Raw genomic sequence first — 18,729 nt, forward strand, 5'->3', positions numbered from 1 at the left:
GAAAGTTTCAAGTTGTGAGTGGGGTTTTTATAGAATTTGCGATCTGTTTACAGTGATTCCTGATTAGCATCCTATGCACTACCCCTATCCATTCAGATGCGGAGCATGCTGATCGTCAGTTGAAAATTAAAGTGATGATGGAATATCCGCCCTTTGTCTCAAGAATGCAATAGACTGAAGTAATACTCCCAGTCAAACAGGGGGCCAGGGTCAGTTTTCCTTCCTGGTGCTATGTCAGCGTGTCCTGTGATGCGCTGTTTGGTAATTGATGGGTAGCTGTTCATAATCTGATTTGTGGCTACAGCAAGACTCAGGTACTGCTCTTCTGTAAAGGGTGTATCGTCGCAGCCTTCCAGTTCAATGCCAATTGAGAAATCGTTGCAACGCTGCTGCCCACAAAAGCTTGATTCACCAGCATGCCAAGCCCGGTTGTGAAATGGAACATATTGGACAAGCGAGCCATCACGTCGTATCAGAAGGTGGCTGGAGACTTTCAGGTCTTTGATTTCATTAAAGAATGGGTGAGCGTTAGCGTCAAGACAGTTCATGAACAGGTTATCAATCCATGATCCTCCGAACTCTCCCGGAGGAAGACTGATACTGTGAATTACCAACAGGTCTATCTCCGTACCAGGAGGACGCTCATCCTGGTTGACCGAGCTTCTGTAGACGGCACTCTTGAGTAGGCCGTTTTGCAACTGCTTCAAGGCTGATCTGATGAGGGGAAGCCTTTTAGCACCATGTCAGTGTAACTGACAACGCCTATTACCTCGCCTTGCTCCACTACAGGTGCCCTATTCAGTTCAAAGCGAGCAAACATTCTTGCGCAATATCGTATATCCATCTGCGGTGAGACGGTAAATGCCGGTTTACTCATGATTTCGTATATGTTGACCCGCTCAGGAGCCCTGTCTTTGGCAAGCACCTGACGGGCGATGTCGGACAGGGTAACCAAGCCGAACTCATCATGTTCATGGCGTTTTTTAACAATCAGAGACTTGGTTTCGACATGGGTCATCTTATCCAGAGCCTTCTGGACAGTATCCATTCCATCAACCATGTCAAAGTTGCTTTTCATTACGTCACGGACGCGGACTAGTTTGTTATCGTTCATAACTCCTCCTCGATCACTTGTGAAAGAGACGCGATCTGGTGACTGACACCAACTGCATCTTCGATGTCTATCTGGAATGCAATGCCGTTTCCCGGTTGGTCGTCAAATTCACCCGCTTCGGAAATCTTTTCCAATATCGTCCGGCTAAGGTGTTCTTCTACCAATAACAGAACAACATCGCGCTGTGTGTCCAGGGTAAGTCCGAGGAAGGTTTTAGACTGTTCTATCCCTTCTCCACGAGCATGATTGATGACTGTTGAGCCTGTCGCTCCGGCTGCCCGGGCTGCTTCAAGTACCTTTTCAGTGGTACTGTCCTCTACCAGAGCGATGATGAGTTTGAAGTGCATGTGGATACCTCGAATTAATCACTCAATTTTGATGTTTACGACTGCGCCATTCACTGAGCTGGGCGTAAGCCATAACTGACATAATGGGAAATAGACTTGCAAAGGCGATCAGACCAAATCCATCCAGCAAAGGGTTCCTCCCTGGGATATTGCTAGACAGGCCAATGCCTAGTGCGGCCACCAGAGGGACCGTTACGGTGGATGTGGTTACACCGCCTGAGTCATAGGCCAGGGCAATAATAGAGCGTGGCGCGACTGTGGTCTGGAGCATGACAACCACATAGCCGGCAATAATGTACCAATGTAGTGGTGTGCCGGTGATGATTCGATAACTACCCAGGGTTATACCCAGCGCGACACCGATTGCCACCGCTATGCGTAACCCCCCCTGACTGATAGCGCCAGCTGAGACCTGATTTGCCTTGATGGCGACAGCGATCAATGAGGGTTCTGCAATAGTAGTTGAGAAACCAATACTTGCAGCAAATAGATAGACCCAAAAATAGTGATGCCATTCAACGCTTTGTCCCTCGGTGGGTATGTTTAGCAACTGCGGAGAGGTGAGCTGGCTGGCCATTAGTTCGCCAAGTGGGAAGAGGGCAAGATCGAGACCTTCCAGGAACAGTGCCAGTCCGAAAAGCACCATCAGAAAACCAATTGCAATCTCTCTGGCGTTTTTCAGAGGGCGGCGCAGGACGAAGAGCTGAAAGCCGACCAGAATGGCTGCAATTGGCAAAATATCGAGCACTGTTCCGCCCAGTATGGAGAGAAAATGCCAGATACCCTCAATCATAATATGATCCCGTAAAACATAACGAAAATCATCGGTGTCAAAGATGCAAAGGCGATAAGCCCAAAACCATCTGTCATCGGATTTCGCCCTTTGATACTCGAGGCGAGACCGACACCGAGGGCGGTTACCAGGGGCACGGTGACTGTTGATGTCGTGACGCCGCCTGAGTCGTAGGCAATACCTATTATCTCTTTGGGCGCAAAAGCTGTCATGATGACAACTCCGAGATAACCACCAATGATCAGATATTGGACGGGCCAGCCTTTAACTATTCTGACAACGCCGAGAACGATGGCAAAGCCCACAGAGAGCGCTACGGTATATCTGAGTCCCTGACTGTAATCATGCATGGCTTCCGGTGAGTCTTTTATCATCCCGCCTGTCGCTGCAATTTTTGCTGCTTCCTCAGCAATTTTGATTAATGCGGGCTCTGCGACGGTTGTACCGAAACCGAGGGAAAAGGCGAACAAGAGTAGCCAGGAGAGACTGCCTTTTCGGGCAAAGTTCCAAGCCATGGATTCACCGATAGGAAATAGACCCAGATTCAAACCTTCGATAAACAGGCTAAGGCCAATGAGTACCAATAGAGTGCCGACGAGTATCGAACTGAGGTTGGGGATGGGTTGTTGCAGAACCACCAGTTGAAAAAAAGTGATGACAATAACGATCGGCAGCAGATCGCGAAAACTACTGAGGAGTGATGAGAATAGGCGCCGGATTGTATTCATAATTATTTATCGGGCCGGTTATTTTTTTCGATCAAATCGAATCGGCTGGTTTTTTCTTGGGGCTATCCCTTTAGCCCCTTAGAACAATACATTAGATTTGAGTGCGCTTCTATTTCATTTCTCTTACTTAAGAAATGTCTTAGGGACACCTCTAACTGCTTATGCCCTCTGCGCGACTCTTGTCGCCAAACTGCGCCGCTTCTGGGCTGTGGATCTTCGCAACAGCTGGGCTATTAGGTGTGATTTTCGCCTTGAGTCGCTCCATTTTGATGGTCAATCTGTTCAGCCGATGAGATGCTCAGAGGTTCCTTAAACTCCTGAATTCTCAATTCAATGGTCTCTCTGCTACAATAGAGGTGGATTTAATTTCCCGAAAGTTGCTTTTTTACGTAGCTTTTCGAGCTCGATATATTACACGTGCTACCCTAATGTAATGACAGAAACTATTGATTGAACAGGCACTTGGTGCTAGTTTTTGAATAGTGTATCCATTGAGGATGCTGAATGGCCACTATCCGTGTATGGTTCTTTTGTGAGGCTATTCGCAGACGCTGTTCCTTTGCTAGCATAGCCTTTCATCAGATGCAGGCTAAAGGGACTTGTTCGCATCTGCTTGGGTATAGGCAGGATTCTTCAAGTGACTTATAGATGCAAAGGCAAGATAACATTATTACTTTCGGCTCGGCTGTGCCTCGTCAGAAAAACATGACGCTTGATAGTGGCGGACGTAGGATTGTGTCTGAATGTCGCAATCTGATTGTTAAGACTATTCCCAAATTAATGAGCGACTTGTTCGAGAATCTCGATGATTCTCTATACGAAATGGCGAACAAGTCAGAAAATAATGCCCTACAGAACATCTATTTTGATTCCATGCGTGAGCTGCGTAAGCAGCGAGCAGGGATCGACCGCAACTTCACTCAGGAGCTTCTGAGAATTTATGATCGTTACTGGGAGACTGGAGATATCCAAGTCAACCAGCCAACCCTGGATGAGTTGAGCCGGGATTCCGAGATGTCCCTGGTGGAAAACGATGAGCTTGAGGACTCTTTGGCGATTACCAATATGGTGAGTAAGTCTGAGAGCCGCTATGCCAAAGAGCTATTTGCCATGAGCCAGAGGTTTGCCTATGTGATTGGTGGTGGACGGGTGGATGAGCATGTGGCACAGCGTTCTCCATTAGAGCCTGGAGTAATCTGCAACGCCTTTCAATCAGCTATGGTCAACGTGCCGGTCGAGTTACCGGTCAGACTGGTTGTTTATAAATTATTCGATCGTCATGTGATGCACTATATCGGTGGCCTCTATGATGAGGTCAACCTGCTACTTGGTCGCGCCGGCGTAATTCCTAAGTTGACACCCAAAGTTCGTCGCAATCCTGTTGCGCCCAGTGTGCGAGGAGAGGGTGGAGAGAGCTATCTGGCAAGTGACTCCTCTTACGCGCCGTCAACCTCAAGTCAAAATCCTGAGAGTCAGATGGCTACCGCTGGGGATGTGCAGGCAGAGGTTTTCGCTACTCTGCAACAGCTTCTGGGCACTCGCCGCACCACGACTGGCAGTAGCATGCTGACCTCTAGTCTGATGCTCTCAACACCTAACGGAAATGTCCCGGTGGTGGATACTGGGGAGTTACTGGGCGTGCTTTCAGCAATTCAACAGTCAAATGTGGTGATGTTACCCCAAGGGCGCAGGATCAGTCAGACACTGAATCCTGAAGAGATGAGGGCTCGTTTGGTCAGTGACCTGCAAATTGCAAAAGATGGGCAGTTGACCCGCTCACTGGGTGATGCGGACAACGATACCATTGATGTCATCTCCATGTTGTTTGAGTTTATTCTCGATGACTACAGCCTTCCTGATGCCATGAAAGCACTGATCAGTCGATTGCAGATCCCAATGCTTAAGGTGGCAATCATCGATAAGTCTTTCTTCAGTGAGAAGATTCATCCAGCTCGTCGTTTGCTGAACTCTCTTGCTAAGGCGGCTGTCGGTTGGAATGACACAGGGGATCGGGTAAACGATACCCTCTACAGCAAGATTGAATCCACCATCAAGCGGATACTCAATGAGTTTCATGATGATCCTCAACTGTTTGCCGAACTGGATGAGGAGTTCACCGGCTGGTGGGAGAAAGAGCAACGTGGCGCTGAGATCGCTGAAAAACGTACCAATCAGATTACCCGAGGCAAAGAGCAGCTGAAGTCAGCTAAGCAGATTGTTTCGGAAGAGCTCAACAAACGCTTGCAAAAGCAGAAGATTGTGCCCCAGGCAGTGATGTCAATTCTGGAAGATGGATGGAAGGATGCGCTACTGCTGATCTACCTGCGAGAGGGGGATCAGAGTCAGGATTGGGAGGGGGCCCTGGAGATCGTCGATCGCCTGCTCTGGAGTGTACAACCTAAATCCGAATACGCTGAACGCCAACAACTGTTGCGGGGAATACCCGAGTTGTTACGCAAGGTTAGAGAGCGTTTAAACAGCATCTCTTTCGATCAACATAAAATGGCCCGCCTCTTCAAAGAGCTGCAAAATTGTCACATACAAGTGCTACGCGGTGGTGATGGTGGTCAGGTGAGCACCCCCGGAACTCAACCAGTCAACCAGTATGAGATCCATTTTCCTGACAGTCAGTTGACTGCGGATGATACCAGTCAACTTCGTGAATTGGCAGATGAGGCCATTTCAGATAATGATGAATACTCTCAACTAGCCAAAGACCTTGAGCCAGGCAGCTGGTTGGAGATGGCCGACGGAAGCACTAAAGTCCGGGTCAAGTTATCCTGGAAGAGTAAAGTGACTGACACATATATCTTTGTCAATCGCAAAGGTATGAAGGCAAAGGAACTGACCTCTGCCGGGCTTGCCCAGCAGCTTCGTGAGGGCAAAGCCAGAACTGTAGAAGTCTCCACTACTCCGATCATGGATCGTGCGCTTGATGCCATGCTCAGTGCATTAAAGAACACCGATGCCTCATCTGCATCAGCCTAGGGCATAAGCAGTTAATAGAGGTGCCCTTAAGCCTATATTGGTCTCTCTGAGAGTTCGTCAGCGACGCTACGATGTGGGCCAGGTTCTTCCTTTTTATCCCTGTCGTTGACTCGCAGAATTTCACCGCTAAACTGCTCTCTTCCCGGAAGATAATGGGTTTTCCGGAATTCTTTTTAATTGAGAGAGTGTGATGAGCGAAAAGATTACCGATTCAGGCTTGAAAATAGAAGAGCTTCACGAGGGTGATGGCGAGACAGCAGAGTCTGGTCAACAGGTCACTGTACACTACACCGGTTGGTTACTGGATGGTGATAAGTTTGATTCATCGGTTGATAGAGATCAGCCCTTTAATTTTGCCCTCGGAAAAGGGATGGTGATCCGTGGATGGGATGAAGGTGTAGCGGGTATGAAGGTCGGTGGTAAACGCAGACTGACAATCCCGCCTCAGTTGGGTTATGGCGCGCAAGGTGCTGGTGGTGTAATTCCACCAAATGCAACTCTGGTATTTGACGTGGAACTGCTAGCTGTCTCCTGATGAATTTACTATCCAGTCGATATCTTATCAGCGGTCAAGTCAGTCAGGCATTGGCTGAGGATCTCGGTAGTGGTGACCTTACCGCTGCCTTATTGGATCCTGCTGCGGTTATCCAAGCGCAAATTATCTCCCGGGAGTCTGCGGTGATCTGTGGTATTCCCTGGGTCGAAGAGGTCTATCGACAACTCGATCCGGCAATTGAAATGGATTGGATGGTGGCTGATGGTGATGCTGTATCCACAGATCAGGTGCTTTGCCGATTAAACGGGAATACCCGGGCACTGTTGAGTGGAGAGCGTTGTGCTTTAAACTATCTGCAGACCCTGTCTGGTACTGCAACTACTGTCAGGCGCTACGCTGACGCAGTTCAGGGTATGAGTGTCAGGATCATGGATACTCGAAAGACAATACCTGGGCTTCGTCTACAGCAAAAATATGCGGTACAGTGCGGTGGTTGCCATAATCACCGGGTGGGTCTCTATGATGCAGTATTGATCAAAGAGAATCATATCCGGGTGGCTGGATCGATTGCTGCTGCGCTATCCAAATCCAGAGAGCTGGTGCCAGAGGGTGTCACTATCGAGATAGAGGTGGAATCCCTTGATGAGTTGGAGCAAGCGTTACAGGGTGGCGCTCAACGGGTGCTGTTGGATAATTTCACACTTCAACAACTACGTGATGCGGTGAAGATGGCTGGAGGACGTGCCACTCTGGAAGCGTCCGGAGGGATTCAGTTAGAGTCGATCAGGGAAATTGCCGAAACCGGTGTCGATGACATCTCAGTTGGCGCATTGACCAAGGATGTTCGAGCGGTCGATCTCTCGATGCTGTTTGAGCGCTAGTATGACGAGGTACACTAGCGTCAGTTGGTAGACAAAGCGGGAGTCAGGCTTTCAGCTGAGATTGTTTTGTGGGGTTAAACTTTCTCGTCGATCAGCGTTCCCAGAACCTCGTCCGCAGCTTTAATGGTTTTAACCTGGGCTTTGATCTGGTTGGCATGCTGCTGCATCTCAACCATGGAGCGGGATAGATCTTTGGGTTTAGTCTGTTGTGTCTGATTTGTGCTGGCAATTTCAGAGGCGACACGCCTCATACCCTGTAGTCCTTTATGGATACCCTGCAGTGCTGTTCCAGTGATTGAATTTATGCCCATACTTACAACAGATCCTGGTCGAAATCGGCTCGTTCTAACCGGTTAGTTGGCAGGTTCGGCTAAATCTTTAATAGTTTCATTCGCAAGTGGTCGATTTGTCTCTAAATTGATGAATTCACTTCCTTAATTCCATTTATGAAGTGGTGGGAAGACTAGCCTTGCAGATGTGTAGTGGTGGCGCTCGGAGGGTAAAGCCCAATGCCGATAGCTGGCGCGCCTCAGAACCTTTTGGGTATGGACGCTACCACCCTTTAATACATGATTGTTACTACTAAGCAGCTCTTTGGACGTTGATTCATCTGGAAAAGGGTGAAATTCGGGGTAAGGATGGAGTCTATTGCTGCACCACTCCCAGCCGCGACCAGAGTGGGTTAACACGCCACTGCGGGCAGCCATCTCCCACTGATATTCGTGCTGTAAAATTGCCCCGGAGAATTGATCCTGTTGCTGGGAAGCCCAACTGGCAAAGGCTTCTGCTTCATAGAGATTGATGCCGGTAACCGGTTCATCAGGGGGAAGGTGAGATGGGCCATTTAATGCGACCTCATACCAGTTACCCAGGGGATCCTGTTGCCAGTATTCCGGGTGGTCTGCTTGATGTTGTAACTGCCACTCCCAGCCCGCTTCGCTCCAGTATGTTTTGTTCTGATATCCATTCGCCTGCATGAAACTAAGAAATTGGGCGTTGGATACTGGTGTCAGGGCGGTTCGGTAACCGCTTAATTCAACTGCTTGTGGTGGTAACTCATTATCATAGGCGCGGGGGTCATCCCTCGAACCGATGCGATAGTGTCCTTGTGAAAGTTCTTTAGTCTCCCAGCTTGGGGGTGCTGGCTGTAATGGTTGCATGCAGAGATAGCCGGGAGTTGTCTGCCGACAGTTAAGTTGGTTGATAACAAGCAACATGCACTCATAGAGTTTCGCCTGCTCCTGAAGCAGATACCAGGCAAGGCGGTCATCTTTCATCAACGGGTGATCTGGAATGCTTCCAGGTGTGGCCAGCAGGCGCAGGTGCTCATCCCTTATCTCTGCACCCCAGTTGATCAAATGATCGGTAGGGGGAAGATTCTCACACTGCTCCTTAAGGCTGATTGTGCCTGGCGTAAAGAGGTGTTTGACTCGGCTGCTGAGGCTATCATCAGCGCAGAGTACTGACCGCAGCCAATAGAGCTCCAGATAGACACCATTGCCAAAATACCAGTTCAATGAGGCTAGTGTGGGGTGGTGCTGGGTTGCGCACTCCTGATCACTTCTGGATTCGAGAAGATGCTGTTGCATCTCGTATAAACCACTCAACTGACTGAGAATGGCCGGTGCGGTCATACTGCTACTCCACAGGCTAAAACCGCACAAGTGTACCCCGCAAGGGGTTCGCTGATCCAGTAAAGTGCTTAAACCAAGATTACGCAATGACCACTGATAGCTTGCGTCAGGGGCTGATAGGCCGTATCAATTAATGGTATCACCAATGGTCATCTGTAATCTCCCGGCCGGGCTATACGCAGCCGGTTGGCTTTGGGAGGCCGCCATATTTTGTGATTGGTTTCATTGGGCCGGTAAGCCACAGCTCAAACATCGCCTTCTTGTCCTCGCCAAGATATTTGGAGAACTTGCGAATCGGAGGTACTACGTTGAATTCATTGTAGTACTCACGCGCTTTCAGAATCTGCTGCCACTTCTCATCAGTGATTTCGTACTCATCCTCAACGGCCATCGCATGTGCTATTTCTGGGCTCCATTCATTCATATCAGTGAGATAGCCATCTCCATCGCGTTCTGGGATTTGTGTGCTCATTTGTACTGCTCCTATTACCAAGTGAAATGGTTGGTTATTGCTTGGTGAGGAGTTTAAGGGCAACGGGGTCTGGTTATCTACCCTTAATTTTGTAAGGGATTAGATTAATCTGCCTCTATTCTCTGAATAAACTCGGCTATATTTTCGCAGGGTTGAGTCATATGAATGCGACGCAGGTGCTCTCCCTCGCGAAAATCCAACCCTAGTGGGTCTGCGCCAATTGCTTCCAGGGGTGACGATGTAGGTTTAATCCCCTGCCTCTGCAGATAACGATTGAGCAGTTGGTGGTCATGAGCATTCAGCTGAAACAGTGCTTCTGATTCTTCGGATGTCGAATAGGGTGCGAGTGGCTGTATACGACTAGCATCGAACCAGCGTGCCGATCCGAAACCACCGATGAAATAGTATTGTTGAATGGTGAGTCGGTAGAAGTTGAAGTTTAACTCCTTCTGATAACGTCGAGCAGTGGGGTAGTAGCGAAAATAGCGTTCTGAAGCTGATGTTGAATTGATGGGTTCAGCTTTGGCCAGACAGGTCAATCGGGTCAATTGCTGAACATCACCTTCCCCTGTTTCACTGAGCGTTAGCGAACATAGGGGATTAGCATCGAGGTTTCTGGTGTGTTGAGCCAAATGAGAGATTAAGAGCAAAGGGTTACCCTTTGGATCACGGCAGATCGGCAGTAGAGAGCCGAATGGGTAGCCGGGGAATTTTGTGGAGTGGGTGGATAAAATACCACTAAAACTTTCGCTCCAAAGTCTGTGAATACTCTGCAGCAGGTCTTCTGATGAGGTTTCGTTGTTCATATTGTTCTCATAGTCTCAGTGGAAGGTCTGTCTCTATTCTCAGGTCTGCCTGAGTATATAGCGGCTTGCTATGTTTTTATCTCACCAATATGCGCCTCGATAGATTGTCTCTTTGACTCCAGGCGATTGTTTTGTCCAACACGGATATCCATTTTTATCGCGGTATAGATACGATTGCAGCCCGCACCATTGAGCAACTCGGTGGCTTTTTCCACAACCTCCAAGGCCTGGTTCACCCTGTCGGTTTCGATCAGTGTTCCCATCGCAGTCAGTTGATAGTTGATGCCGCTCTTCCTGATCATGTCGATTACCTGACTAACTTCCCTGCTTACGCTCTCCCCCTGGTCCAGTGGAAAGATACTGAATTCTAATAACACTGACATTGGTCAACCTTAATAAGTATTTGAAAAAAAGCGTAGCTTAATTTTCTTGGAAATGGTGTTTATTGCAATAATTGTGCGGGAAATACGCGATTTTTTGTAAAAAAAACTTTGTAACGGATGGTCTGTTGATATGGTGCACGATTTTTTGAGCAGGAATCAAATCGACTGTTTGAACCTTTTTTTTTGATTCTGAAGCCTTTAGCGGACAATCTAGTAGGCCGCTTGGTAACACTCAGAGCCCCGTTAGTGGGCCAAGGCAAGGTGCACTTCTCCGGGAATGGCATGTCCTTTCTAAGCAGTGCAACGCAGCATTGGCCCAGTAGCGGGGCTCCCTTTGGGCCGTACCACAAGCCCCATTGGTGCTGTTTGCTCGCTTAAAATAGAAACGGCTAATCTTGCTCCCATGCCTTGCTCATGGCGCTTGTGGTGCGGTTGAGGGTTACCGAATTTAGCAAGCGGCCCACTAGCCCAGAATAAGTAAGTTTACAATTCTTCACAGGTAGTCGCTTTATTCCTAGGGGTATCTTACCTAAGCTGCGGAACCATACTGTTGTTGCTTACTAGAGGGAAGGGGCTTTATTCACAAGGTATAGTTCAAATGAGGAAGGATCTGTTTATAACCCGTCTATTAAGTGGGAAATCAAAAGCGATTATCTGGTAAATAGATGTTGCTGGATTGGCAGGATTGGCGATCAATAATCCGCCTGTGATCGATTTTTAACTAACAACGAAAAACTGTTTGGGAGAGAAAACGTGGATATATCAATTGACACTCTGATGAATACATATGTTATTCCTTGGGGCACAAAATTTGTCATGGCACTACTGGTATTTATTATCGGTCGCTGGATAGCGAAGGCATTGACAAATACGATGCGTAAAATCATGACCAAAAGCGATGTCGACCCGATGCTCGTCAGCTTTTTGGGAAATATTGTCAATACTGCCTTGCTGGCAGTTGTGGTGCTTGCCGCATTAGAACAGCTGGGTGTCAACACGACTTCTGCATTGGCCATTCTTGGTGCTGCCGGCTTGGCTGTTGGTTTGGCTCTGAAAGATTCTCTGGCCAGTTTTGCTGCTGGGGTGATGCTGATTATATTCCGCCCCTTCAAGCTCGGTGATTTCATAGAAGCTGGTGGTGTATCCGGTGTGGTCGAGGATATTCGTATTTTTCATAGTGTGCTCAAGACTGGTGATAACCGTGAAATCACCATGCCCAATGCACAGATCTACAGTGGCACGATCATCAACTACTCAGCCCGTGAAACCCGTCGGATCGACTTGGTCATCGGTATTGGTTATGACGACGATATCAAGAAAGCAAGGGATTTAATCGAGCAGATCTTGAAAGCGGATGAAACCGTGCTTAAAGATCCTGCGCCTACCATCATGCTGCTGGAGTTGGGTGAGAGCAGCGTTGATTTTGCTGTAAGACCCTGGGTTAAGTCTGGTGACTACTGGACAACCAGAGCTGCCCTGCTCGAGGCAATCAAGACTCAATTCGATCAACAGGGGATCAGTTTCCCTTATCCGCAAAGAGACATTCACATGATTCAACAGAGTGCTGCCTGATATCTGGGTGGTCTTAGATGAAAGCAACTGAGGTATATTTATATGAAGAAGCAGATTAAGTGCACCCTGGCCTTGGCCATATTGCCGGTTCTTTTCAGTGGTCAGGTTAGTGCTGAAAAGGGATTGGCTTACGATGCGGCAGGCTCGGTTTGGCGTACAGGTTCAGGTGAATGCTGGACAACATCTTATCGTGACAAGGCGAACCAGGAGAGCGGCTGCTTTGGTGAACCTGAAGTTGAGGTGGCAGTTAAAGAGGGTGATGCAGATGGTGATGGTGTTGTAGACAGTCTTGATAATTGTCCCGGTACAGCGGCCGGTGTAAAGGTCGATGCCAAGGGGTGTCCCCTTGATAGTGATGGCGATGGTGTTGTTGACGTAGATGATAAATGCCCTGGTACCCCCTCAGGGATCAAGGTCGACGCCGCGGGTTGTGAGTTGGATAGCGATGGGGATGGCGTTGCTGACAGTCAGGATAAGTGTCCGAATACCCCTAATGGTGCAACTGTCACACCTGACGGTTGTGCAGTAAAAATTGTGTTGCAGAATATCCAGTTTGAATTGAATAGTGACCGGATTGGCAGTGATTACAGTGGTGTTATCGAACGAGTCGCCGCATCTCTGAAATCCCGAAGTGATATCAAAGCTATAGAGGTTGTCGGTTATACCGATTCCAGTGGTGCTGCAAGTTATAACCAGGTGTTATCTGAAAAGCGAGCGAAGGCTGTTGCTGATGCGCTGATTGCCCAAGGTGTGGATCAGGGGATGATTTCAACCAAAGGGATGGGTGAAGCTTCGCCTGTAGCAGATAACAAGACATCTGAAGGCCGGGCTCAGAATCGTAGGGTTGAGTTGGGATTGAACTAGTAAGCTCGGATTGAAAGGATTAAATCGATCTCACTTGAGATTTGCAGCTTTTCCGGGCTGGTTGGTGGTTTGCCAACTGGCTCGGGATTGCAGCTTTTACAGGAGCGTCAGTGTGGTGATCCGGCAGCCGGTAGGTATATCAGATACTGATGACTGACCGTTGCGACTTGGGATCTCATATGGATGCATATGGATCAGGATAGGAGTTACTCTTCTGCTGACACTGCCGGTTTAATTAGTGTTAACAGCCCTAGTGGTTTCATTGTGAAGGAATAGCGAATAATATGACAGAGGGGTTAATTTGGATTCAGGGTTTAAATGACTCATATGGGGCTGTAGATATAAAAAATAGCAACATAGTGGCGTTACCCTGCGCCTATAGTAGTCGTTTCGCAATACGCCAATTCCGCGCGCAGGCGTGTTGCATGGATGGGAGCAGCCCATGCGTATAGCCTATTTGGAAGACGACAAAGTACAATCGGGTGTAATGAAGGAGTGGCTTGAGGCAGAGGGATACGTCTGTCGAGTGTTCGATAATGCTGAGGCATTTATGCACGAGCTTCGCCATGAGACATACGATTTGTTGATAATGGATTGGGAGTTACCTGGAAAAAGTGGTGTTGAGGTGCTCTCCTGGTTGAGGGAGGATCGAGAGTGGGATCTACCTGTCTTTTTTATTACCCATCGAGATGGGGAGCAGGATATTATTGAAGCCCTCGACAAGGGTGCTGATGACTATCTGGCAAAACCGGTTAATCGAGAAGTTATGCTGGCCCGCATCAAAGCGTTGGTCAGACGTCATAGCGGTCGAAGAGATTTGATTCGGATCTCTGATTTTACTCTGAATAAAGAGAATAAAACCCTTACCTTGAAAGATGTTCCTGTTGAAATGACAGAAAAGGAGTTTCAACTGGCCTGGATGCTGTTTAGCAATATCGGTCGACTGCTGTCGAGAGATCATCTTTTGGAGAGTATCTGGGGATTTGGGCCTGGATTGATGACCCGTACAGTTGATACTCATATAAGCCGTTTGCGTAGAAAATTGGGTTTGAGCCCAGAAAATGGATGGCGCTTGAAAGCGGTTTATCATCAGGGGTATCGTCTTGAGCAGCTTGAAGGCGAAGAGTGAATTAGCCAATTCACCACACTTGATTCTTTCTGAAGGGCTACAGAAAGATTTCACGGATTTGAATTGAACACTGAATGAGGTTGTTTCGATTCGCTTGTTAGTCGCACCTTGAATTTTTTTGCTTTGGGCGCTTTAGTCAGGATTTGAATTAAAGCAGCGTTATGTGGATGAAATCGGCTGATGCCTGAAAACCATACCTTTAAAAACAATTTCCCCAGTTGTATCAACACTACTCTGTCCAAGTTGTGGTCAATTGTCAGAGTCGCTGGGGTACTCTCTCTCCTGTGTGCCCTATATTCCAACCAGGCCTGGTCAGAGGATTGGATCTATCGGCTACATGAAGGGGAAAACCTGACTCTGGTAAAGGAGCGTTTTCTCAAACCGGAATTCACCCCGGAGCAGTTGCAGGTTTTTAATGGTATCGAGAAGGATCGAGAGATCCCGGTGGGAACAGAAATCCGGGTTCCCATCGATTGGATGAAGGATCAGCTGGCCGGTGTTGAAGTCAATTATGTGTTTGGTGAAGCGACTGTTACACGTCGCGCCTCCAGTCTCTCGGAAGTGGTCGTGGCTGGGGCTATTCTCAAAGCGGGTGATCGAATCATTACCGGGGCCAGGTCTGCAGTCTCGTTGTTGTTTGCTGATAAGTCAGTGCTACTCGTAGGAGAGTCCAGCGAGGTTCTTTTTGATGCGCTCTCATCTTATGAAGGCATAGGCATGCTGGATACCCGCATACGATTACAGCGTGGGCGGGTGGAAAACCGAGTGACGCCATTTAAACGTCCAGAGTCCCGATATGAGATACATACTCCCTCAGCAGTTACCGTAGTGAGGGGAACTGATTTTCGAATTTCAGCTGATACGGACGATGATCTGACACGTAGTGAAGTCACTGACGGTGAAGTCGAGGTTTCAGCTCAAGGGGAATCAGTGTTTGTGAAACAGGGGGAGGGTACTCTTGTTAAGTCAGGAGAAGCGCCATCTGAACCCCGAAAACTCCTGCCGGAACCAGATATGAAACATTTGAGTATGGAAAAGCATGATCATGCACTGCTGCTCGAGTGGCCTCAATTGGCTGAAGCAGTCGACTATCGATATCAGTTAAAAGATCGTGATCAAGTCATCCTGTCAGTAGGCGTTACTCACTCTAATCAGGTTGAACTGCCGCTTATGACAACAGGGGATTACTCATTTTCCTTGCGAGGTATCGATGCTCTGGGATTGGAGGGTATGGAGGGTGAAATAGACTTTCATTTCGATGTTCAACCGGTTCACCAGAGCCCGCCGGTTGCAGCCCCCATATCAAAAGCGCCAACGATGAAAAAACCCAGGTTTTTTCAGCAAGGAGTAGCCTTCGAGTGGACGGCAACTGAAGCAGCCTGGGCATATCGGTTCATACTGGCTCGCGACCAGGCACTCAATGATATTCTCTTCGAACGGCTCTCCTTCGATCAAGGGTTCAGCACCAGTTCTCCTGGTCCGGGACGCTACTATGTCGCTGTTGAGGCTCTGATTGAAGATAGGGATGGGGGGCTTCTATCCAATAGCTACCTCCTTGAGATTCCCGGTTGGTATTGAGCCTATGTAAATTGACTTTCTGCAGAGAGTCTCTCCTTTATCCTCTTATTTCAGTCACCATTAGAAAGTCCATATTAAAACGGAACCATGTCGAATCCCAGGCAAACAACAGCAGTTAAAAGAGGTCGTGGCGGCTTTTCAGAGTCGGTTAGAAGTGCCTTGATTTTGCTATTGTTTACTGCATTTTTTGCAGCCAGTGGTTGGTTGTTGCGCTGGGATCATCTTCTGTATGACCTGCAGATGGGGGGTAAGTCAGTTCCTGCTTCCGATGATATCGTGATTGTCGCGATAGATGAAAAAAGCCTCAAGGCTTTGGGGCGATGGCCCTGGTCCAGACGGGTACACGCGGAGTTGGTTGATGAATTAACTCAAGCGGGGGCAAAAGCGATCGTGTTCGATATCCTCATGGCTGAAGAGGATAGACTGGATCCAGAGGCAGACATCCAACTGATTCAATCTGTTGCAGCGAGTGAGCGTGTATTCATGCCGGTGATACTGGAACAGCATCGCCAGGGGGGGATGTTGATAGAGTCCATGCCGTTGCCTGCACTCTCCAATGTGGCGGCAGGTTTGGGGCATGTTCATATAGAGCTGGATACTGACGGTATTGCTCGTGGTGTCTTTCTGTTTGAGGGCTTGGGTCAGGCCTACTGGCCTCAATTGATGTTGAGTGTGTTGAATTGGCTCGATCCAGATAAGTATGATGTAGAGAGTAAACAACTGACTGAGCATGCGCCCAATGTACATGTGATCAGTCGGCATACTTATCGTTTAATCCCCTTCTCCGGTCCAGCAGGGTATTACAACAGGTACTCTTACAGTCAAGTGTTGGAAGGCGACTACCTGCCTGATCTGTTTCGTGATCGAATCGTTTTGGTGGGTGTGACTGCAACTGGGATTGGTGATGCTTTGCCGACGCCGCTGTCTGGATATGGCGTACCCATGCCCGGGGTGGAGATAAATGCAAATATCCTGGATAGCTTACGCAGTGGTGAGACAATCACTCAGGTAAGTTACCTCACGCATCTTTTGCTCAGCACCCTGGTGGTTGTCTTACCGTTTCTCTTCTATCCCTATTTTCCAACCCGAGCCGCCCCTTTGGTTTCTGTGGCGTTGGTTATGGGGTTTATCCTGGTAAATTGGATTATGTTGCGCGGCTTGGAAATCTGGTTTCCTCCCTCTGCGGCGCTGCTGGGTTTGACCTTGAGTTATCCGCTATGGAGTTGGCGGCGTCTCGACCAGGCTGTGCGCTATTTGAATGAACAACTAGAGCGCATGCAACGGGAACAGAGTCTGTTACCCGTTCACCTGCCTCCTGGTGATATAGCTTCAGCAATGCAGTTTCTCTCCCGTTTGATGCCGCTTCAGGGGTGGGTGGTCTATGATTCCCGCAGCGGTCGTCAACTGATGGGTGATGGCGAAACCCTGGGTTCCCCCCTTGATTCACTTGCTGAAGGCCATTGGCAGAGAGCCGGTGCAGAGATTTGGACCCTGGTACAGCGTCCGGATACTTTTTGGCAGCTTGGTTTGTCCTGGCCCCGGAATGCTGTGCCTGAAGGGCGCGCTCTACGATTGGTAAGCGACTTTGCCTATCAATTTTCTGAGAAGCCCCTGGCCAGTCAGGGCAGTGTATTGGAGCGTGTCGAGTTGCGAATGCAACAGATGCGGGAGGCTACAGTACGCATTCAACGGTTTCGCAATCTGATCCGAAATGCTGTTAGTCAGATGGATGACGGGTTGATGGTCATCAATAGCCATGGTCAGGTGGTGATGTCTAATCCAAGGAGTGCATTCTATTTAGGCCACAGCGATGACAAGGAGCTATTGGGGGAGGATGCCTACCAACTGCTAAGTGTTCTTGATGTACAGGGTGGCGAGACCTGGGACGCTATTTTTACAAAGGTAATGCTGGCTAATGAGCCTGTGCGTTTTGAAGCTGTTCGTCGTCCTGATACCGAACTCTTCGTTCAGTTGAAATCTCTGGTCGGGGTTGAAGCTGAAACGCATGGCATGATCATTAATCTCTCCTATATTGGCACCCTGAAGCAATCGGAACGCACCAGGGCAAAGATGCTTAACTTCTTATCCCATGACATTCGTTCGCCTATCACCTCACTGCTCTCTTTGACCCAGTCGCAAATTAAACGTAAGGGTAGTGCAGATGACTTGGCTGAGGCGATAGAGCCCTTGGCTCGACGCTCGTTAAAGCTGGCAGACGACTTTCTTCGTCTGGCGAGAGCGGAGGCGGTAGAGGATCAATCATTTATTGAAGCTGACTTCGTCACTATTGCCTATAACGCCCTGGATGAGATCTATACAAAAGCTAAGGCGAGTAGTGTCGTTCTGAAGAGTCAGTTTGATGAAGATGAGATTTGGATGCATGGCGATCCAGGGCTGCTCGAACGGGCACTATTCAACCTGCTGGAAAATGCAGTCAAATTCTCCCCCCGGGAGAGTCAGATAACCTTGAGTGTCTATAGAGAAGCCGCTCAGGTAGTGTGTGATATTGCAGATCAGGGTGCAGGCATACCTGAGGATCAGCTGAATGAGGTTTTTCTGCCCTTCACTCAATCCTCATACCACGCCTTATCCGATACGAGAGGGGTTGGTCTGGGTCTTAGTTTCGTAAAGGTTGTGGCTGAGAAGCACCACGGCAAAGTGTCTGCCCGAAATAATGATCAGGGTGGTGCAACATTTTCGATGAGCATGCCTTGTGAGAGCAATGACCCTCTGGGTGATAGCGCATAACTGATTGTTCCTCAACTCCCTTTCCACCACTTTGTTAAAAATATATCTCTTCCCTTCCGAAATAAAAGGGTCAGAGTGGAATGGCACTTACTTAAGGGGATTTGTTACGTAGAACGAGAATTTTCTGAGGTAACCAAGCTATTTTGGTGGGGCAGGGCCCCACCCTACGCCCTGAATTGAACGGTAGGGTGGGGCC

Annotated in this window: 18 protein-coding genes; 8 read left to right on the forward strand and 10 right to left on the reverse strand. The window is 48.6% G+C overall.

Features of this window, described 5'->3' with window-relative positions; all coding sequences use genetic code 11:
• Positions 1-158: 158 nt before the first annotated feature.
• From ampD to AC4IE7_RS07355, 5 genes are read right to left on the reverse strand one after another with little or no spacing between them, the layout of a single operon-like run.
• Positions 159-707: a 1,6-anhydro-N-acetylmuramyl-L-alanine amidase AmpD gene (ampD, locus tag AC4IE7_RS07335; RefSeq protein WP_490776166.1), complete on the reverse strand. Its 549-nt coding sequence runs from the start codon at positions 705-707 to the stop codon at positions 159-161.
• On the reverse strand, positions 704-1,114 hold the full coding sequence (locus tag AC4IE7_RS07340; protein WP_490776167.1) for a CBS domain-containing protein: 411 nt from the start codon (positions 1,112-1,114) through the stop codon (positions 704-706). Before AC4IE7_RS07340 ends, ampD begins: the two co-directional genes overlap by 4 nt.
• Complete coding sequence (locus AC4IE7_RS07345; protein WP_490776168.1) at positions 1,111-1,461, reverse strand: P-II family nitrogen regulator; 351 nt, start codon at positions 1,459-1,461, stop codon at positions 1,111-1,113. Before AC4IE7_RS07345 ends, AC4IE7_RS07340 begins: the two co-directional genes overlap by 4 nt.
• Positions 1,462-1,483: 22 nt before the next feature.
• Positions 1,484-2,254, reverse strand: a complete 771-nt coding sequence (locus tag AC4IE7_RS07350) for a DUF1538 domain-containing protein (RefSeq protein WP_490776169.1) — start codon at positions 2,252-2,254, stop codon at positions 1,484-1,486.
• Positions 2,251-2,982 carry a DUF1538 family protein gene (locus tag AC4IE7_RS07355; protein WP_490776170.1) on the reverse strand — a complete coding sequence of 244 codons (732 nt, stop codon included), beginning with the start codon at positions 2,980-2,982 and terminating at the stop codon, positions 2,251-2,253. Before AC4IE7_RS07355 ends, AC4IE7_RS07350 begins: the two co-directional genes overlap by 4 nt.
• Positions 2,983-3,630: 648 nt before the next feature.
• Between AC4IE7_RS07355 and AC4IE7_RS07360 the strand changes: the two genes are divergently transcribed.
• The 3 genes from AC4IE7_RS07360 to nadC all read left to right on the forward strand — a co-directional run bounded on the left by AC4IE7_RS07360 (position 3,631) and on the right by nadC (position 7,347).
• The gene (locus AC4IE7_RS07360) at positions 3,631-5,970 is read left to right on the forward strand and encodes a DUF1631 domain-containing protein (protein WP_490776171.1); all 2,340 of its coding nucleotides are present in this window, start codon (positions 3,631-3,633) and stop codon (positions 5,968-5,970) included.
• Between the two features lie 190 nt (positions 5,971-6,160).
• Entirely contained in the window at positions 6,161-6,505 is a 345-nt protein-coding gene (locus AC4IE7_RS07365; RefSeq protein WP_490776172.1) for an FKBP-type peptidyl-prolyl cis-trans isomerase, read from the forward strand.
• Complete coding sequence (gene nadC / locus AC4IE7_RS07370) at positions 6,505-7,347, forward strand: carboxylating nicotinate-nucleotide diphosphorylase (RefSeq protein WP_490776173.1); 843 nt, start codon at positions 6,505-6,507, stop codon at positions 7,345-7,347. The genes AC4IE7_RS07365 and nadC overlap by 1 nt, the downstream gene beginning before the upstream one ends.
• Positions 7,348-7,421: 74 nt before the next feature.
• Here the strand turns inward: nadC and AC4IE7_RS07375 are convergent, their stop codons facing one another.
• From AC4IE7_RS07375 to AC4IE7_RS07395, 5 genes are all read right to left on the reverse strand, one after another.
• Positions 7,422-7,658 carry a hypothetical protein gene (locus tag AC4IE7_RS07375; RefSeq protein ID WP_490776174.1) on the reverse strand — a complete coding sequence of 79 codons (237 nt, stop codon included), beginning with the start codon at positions 7,656-7,658 and terminating at the stop codon, positions 7,422-7,424.
• A 123-nt stretch (positions 7,659-7,781) separates the two neighbouring features.
• Entirely contained in the window at positions 7,782-8,981 is a 1,200-nt protein-coding gene (locus AC4IE7_RS07380) for an SUMF1/EgtB/PvdO family nonheme iron enzyme (RefSeq protein ID WP_490776175.1), read from the reverse strand.
• A 172-nt stretch (positions 8,982-9,153) separates the two neighbouring features.
• On the reverse strand, positions 9,154-9,453 hold the full coding sequence (locus tag AC4IE7_RS07385; protein WP_490776176.1) for a TusE/DsrC/DsvC family sulfur relay protein: 300 nt from the start codon (positions 9,451-9,453) through the stop codon (positions 9,154-9,156).
• Between the two features lie 104 nt (positions 9,454-9,557).
• Positions 9,558-10,259 carry a HugZ family pyridoxamine 5'-phosphate oxidase gene (locus tag AC4IE7_RS07390; protein WP_490776177.1) on the reverse strand — a complete coding sequence of 234 codons (702 nt, stop codon included), beginning with the start codon at positions 10,257-10,259 and terminating at the stop codon, positions 9,558-9,560.
• A 68-nt stretch (positions 10,260-10,327) separates the two neighbouring features.
• A complete protein-coding gene (locus AC4IE7_RS07395) occupies positions 10,328-10,642 on the reverse strand; it encodes an MTH1187 family thiamine-binding protein (RefSeq protein ID WP_490776178.1) in 315 nt (104 codons plus the stop codon).
• Positions 10,643-11,395: 753 nt separating this feature from the next.
• Between AC4IE7_RS07395 and AC4IE7_RS07400 the strand changes: the two genes are divergently transcribed.
• From AC4IE7_RS07400 to AC4IE7_RS07420, 5 genes are all read left to right on the forward strand, one after another.
• Positions 11,396-12,214 (forward strand): mechanosensitive ion channel family protein, encoded by an 819-nt coding sequence (locus AC4IE7_RS07400; protein ID WP_490776179.1) that lies wholly within the window; start codon positions 11,396-11,398, stop codon positions 12,212-12,214.
• A 42-nt stretch (positions 12,215-12,256) separates the two neighbouring features.
• On the forward strand, positions 12,257-13,078 hold the full coding sequence (locus AC4IE7_RS07405; protein WP_490776180.1) for an OmpA family protein: 822 nt from the start codon (positions 12,257-12,259) through the stop codon (positions 13,076-13,078).
• A 442-nt stretch (positions 13,079-13,520) separates the two neighbouring features.
• A complete protein-coding gene (locus tag AC4IE7_RS07410) occupies positions 13,521-14,207 on the forward strand; it encodes a response regulator transcription factor (RefSeq protein WP_490776181.1) in 687 nt (228 codons plus the stop codon).
• A gap of 180 nt (positions 14,208-14,387) precedes the next feature.
• Positions 14,388-15,785, forward strand: a complete 1,398-nt coding sequence (locus AC4IE7_RS07415) for a FecR family protein (RefSeq protein ID WP_490776182.1) — start codon at positions 14,388-14,390, stop codon at positions 15,783-15,785.
• An 87-nt stretch (positions 15,786-15,872) separates the two neighbouring features.
• Positions 15,873-18,533 carry a CHASE2 domain-containing protein gene (locus AC4IE7_RS07420; RefSeq protein ID WP_490776183.1) on the forward strand — a complete coding sequence of 887 codons (2,661 nt, stop codon included), beginning with the start codon at positions 15,873-15,875 and terminating at the stop codon, positions 18,531-18,533.
• Positions 18,534-18,729 lie beyond the last annotated feature (196 nt).

The organism is Candidatus Thiodiazotropha sp. AKAK3 (assembly GCF_058244645.1).

Bases quoted from the DNA above. Each gene is read 5' to 3' on its own strand.
- AC4IE7_RS07340 (WP_490776167.1), bottom strand. From the start codon at position 1,114: ATGAACGATAACAAACTAGTCCGCGTCCGTGACGTAATGAAAAGCAAC.
- AC4IE7_RS07345 (WP_490776168.1), bottom strand. From the start codon at position 1,461: ATGCACTTCAAACTCATCATCGCTCTGGTAGAGGACAGTACCACTGAA.
- AC4IE7_RS07350 (WP_490776169.1), bottom strand. From the start codon at position 2,254: ATGATTGAGGGTATCTGGCATTTTCTCTCCATACTGGGCGGAACAGTG.
- AC4IE7_RS07355 (WP_490776170.1), bottom strand. From the start codon at position 2,982: ATGAATACAATCCGGCGCCTATTCTCATCACTCCTCAGTAGTTTTCGC.
- AC4IE7_RS07360 (WP_490776171.1), top strand. From the start codon at position 3,631: ATGCAAAGGCAAGATAACATTATTACTTTCGGCTCGGCTGTGCCTCGT.
- AC4IE7_RS07365 (WP_490776172.1), top strand. From the start codon at position 6,161: ATGAGCGAAAAGATTACCGATTCAGGCTTGAAAATAGAAGAGCTTCAC.
- nadC (WP_490776173.1), top strand. From the start codon at position 6,505: ATGAATTTACTATCCAGTCGATATCTTATCAGCGGTCAAGTCAGTCAG.
- AC4IE7_RS07375 (WP_490776174.1), bottom strand. From the start codon at position 7,658: ATGGGCATAAATTCAATCACTGGAACAGCACTGCAGGGTATCCATAAA.
- AC4IE7_RS07380 (WP_490776175.1), bottom strand. From the start codon at position 8,981: ATGACCGCACCGGCCATTCTCAGTCAGTTGAGTGGTTTATACGAGATG.
- AC4IE7_RS07385 (WP_490776176.1), bottom strand. From the start codon at position 9,453: ATGAGCACACAAATCCCAGAACGCGATGGAGATGGCTATCTCACTGAT.
- AC4IE7_RS07390 (WP_490776177.1), bottom strand. From the start codon at position 10,259: ATGAACAACGAAACCTCATCAGAAGACCTGCTGCAGAGTATTCACAGA.
- AC4IE7_RS07395 (WP_490776178.1), bottom strand. From the start codon at position 10,642: ATGTCAGTGTTATTAGAATTCAGTATCTTTCCACTGGACCAGGGGGAG.
- AC4IE7_RS07405 (WP_490776180.1), top strand. From the start codon at position 12,257: ATGAAGAAGCAGATTAAGTGCACCCTGGCCTTGGCCATATTGCCGGTT.
- AC4IE7_RS07410 (WP_490776181.1), top strand. From the start codon at position 13,521: ATGCGTATAGCCTATTTGGAAGACGACAAAGTACAATCGGGTGTAATG.
- AC4IE7_RS07415 (WP_490776182.1), top strand. From the start codon at position 14,388: ATGCCTGAAAACCATACCTTTAAAAACAATTTCCCCAGTTGTATCAAC.
- AC4IE7_RS07420 (WP_490776183.1), top strand. From the start codon at position 15,873: ATGTCGAATCCCAGGCAAACAACAGCAGTTAAAAGAGGTCGTGGCGGC.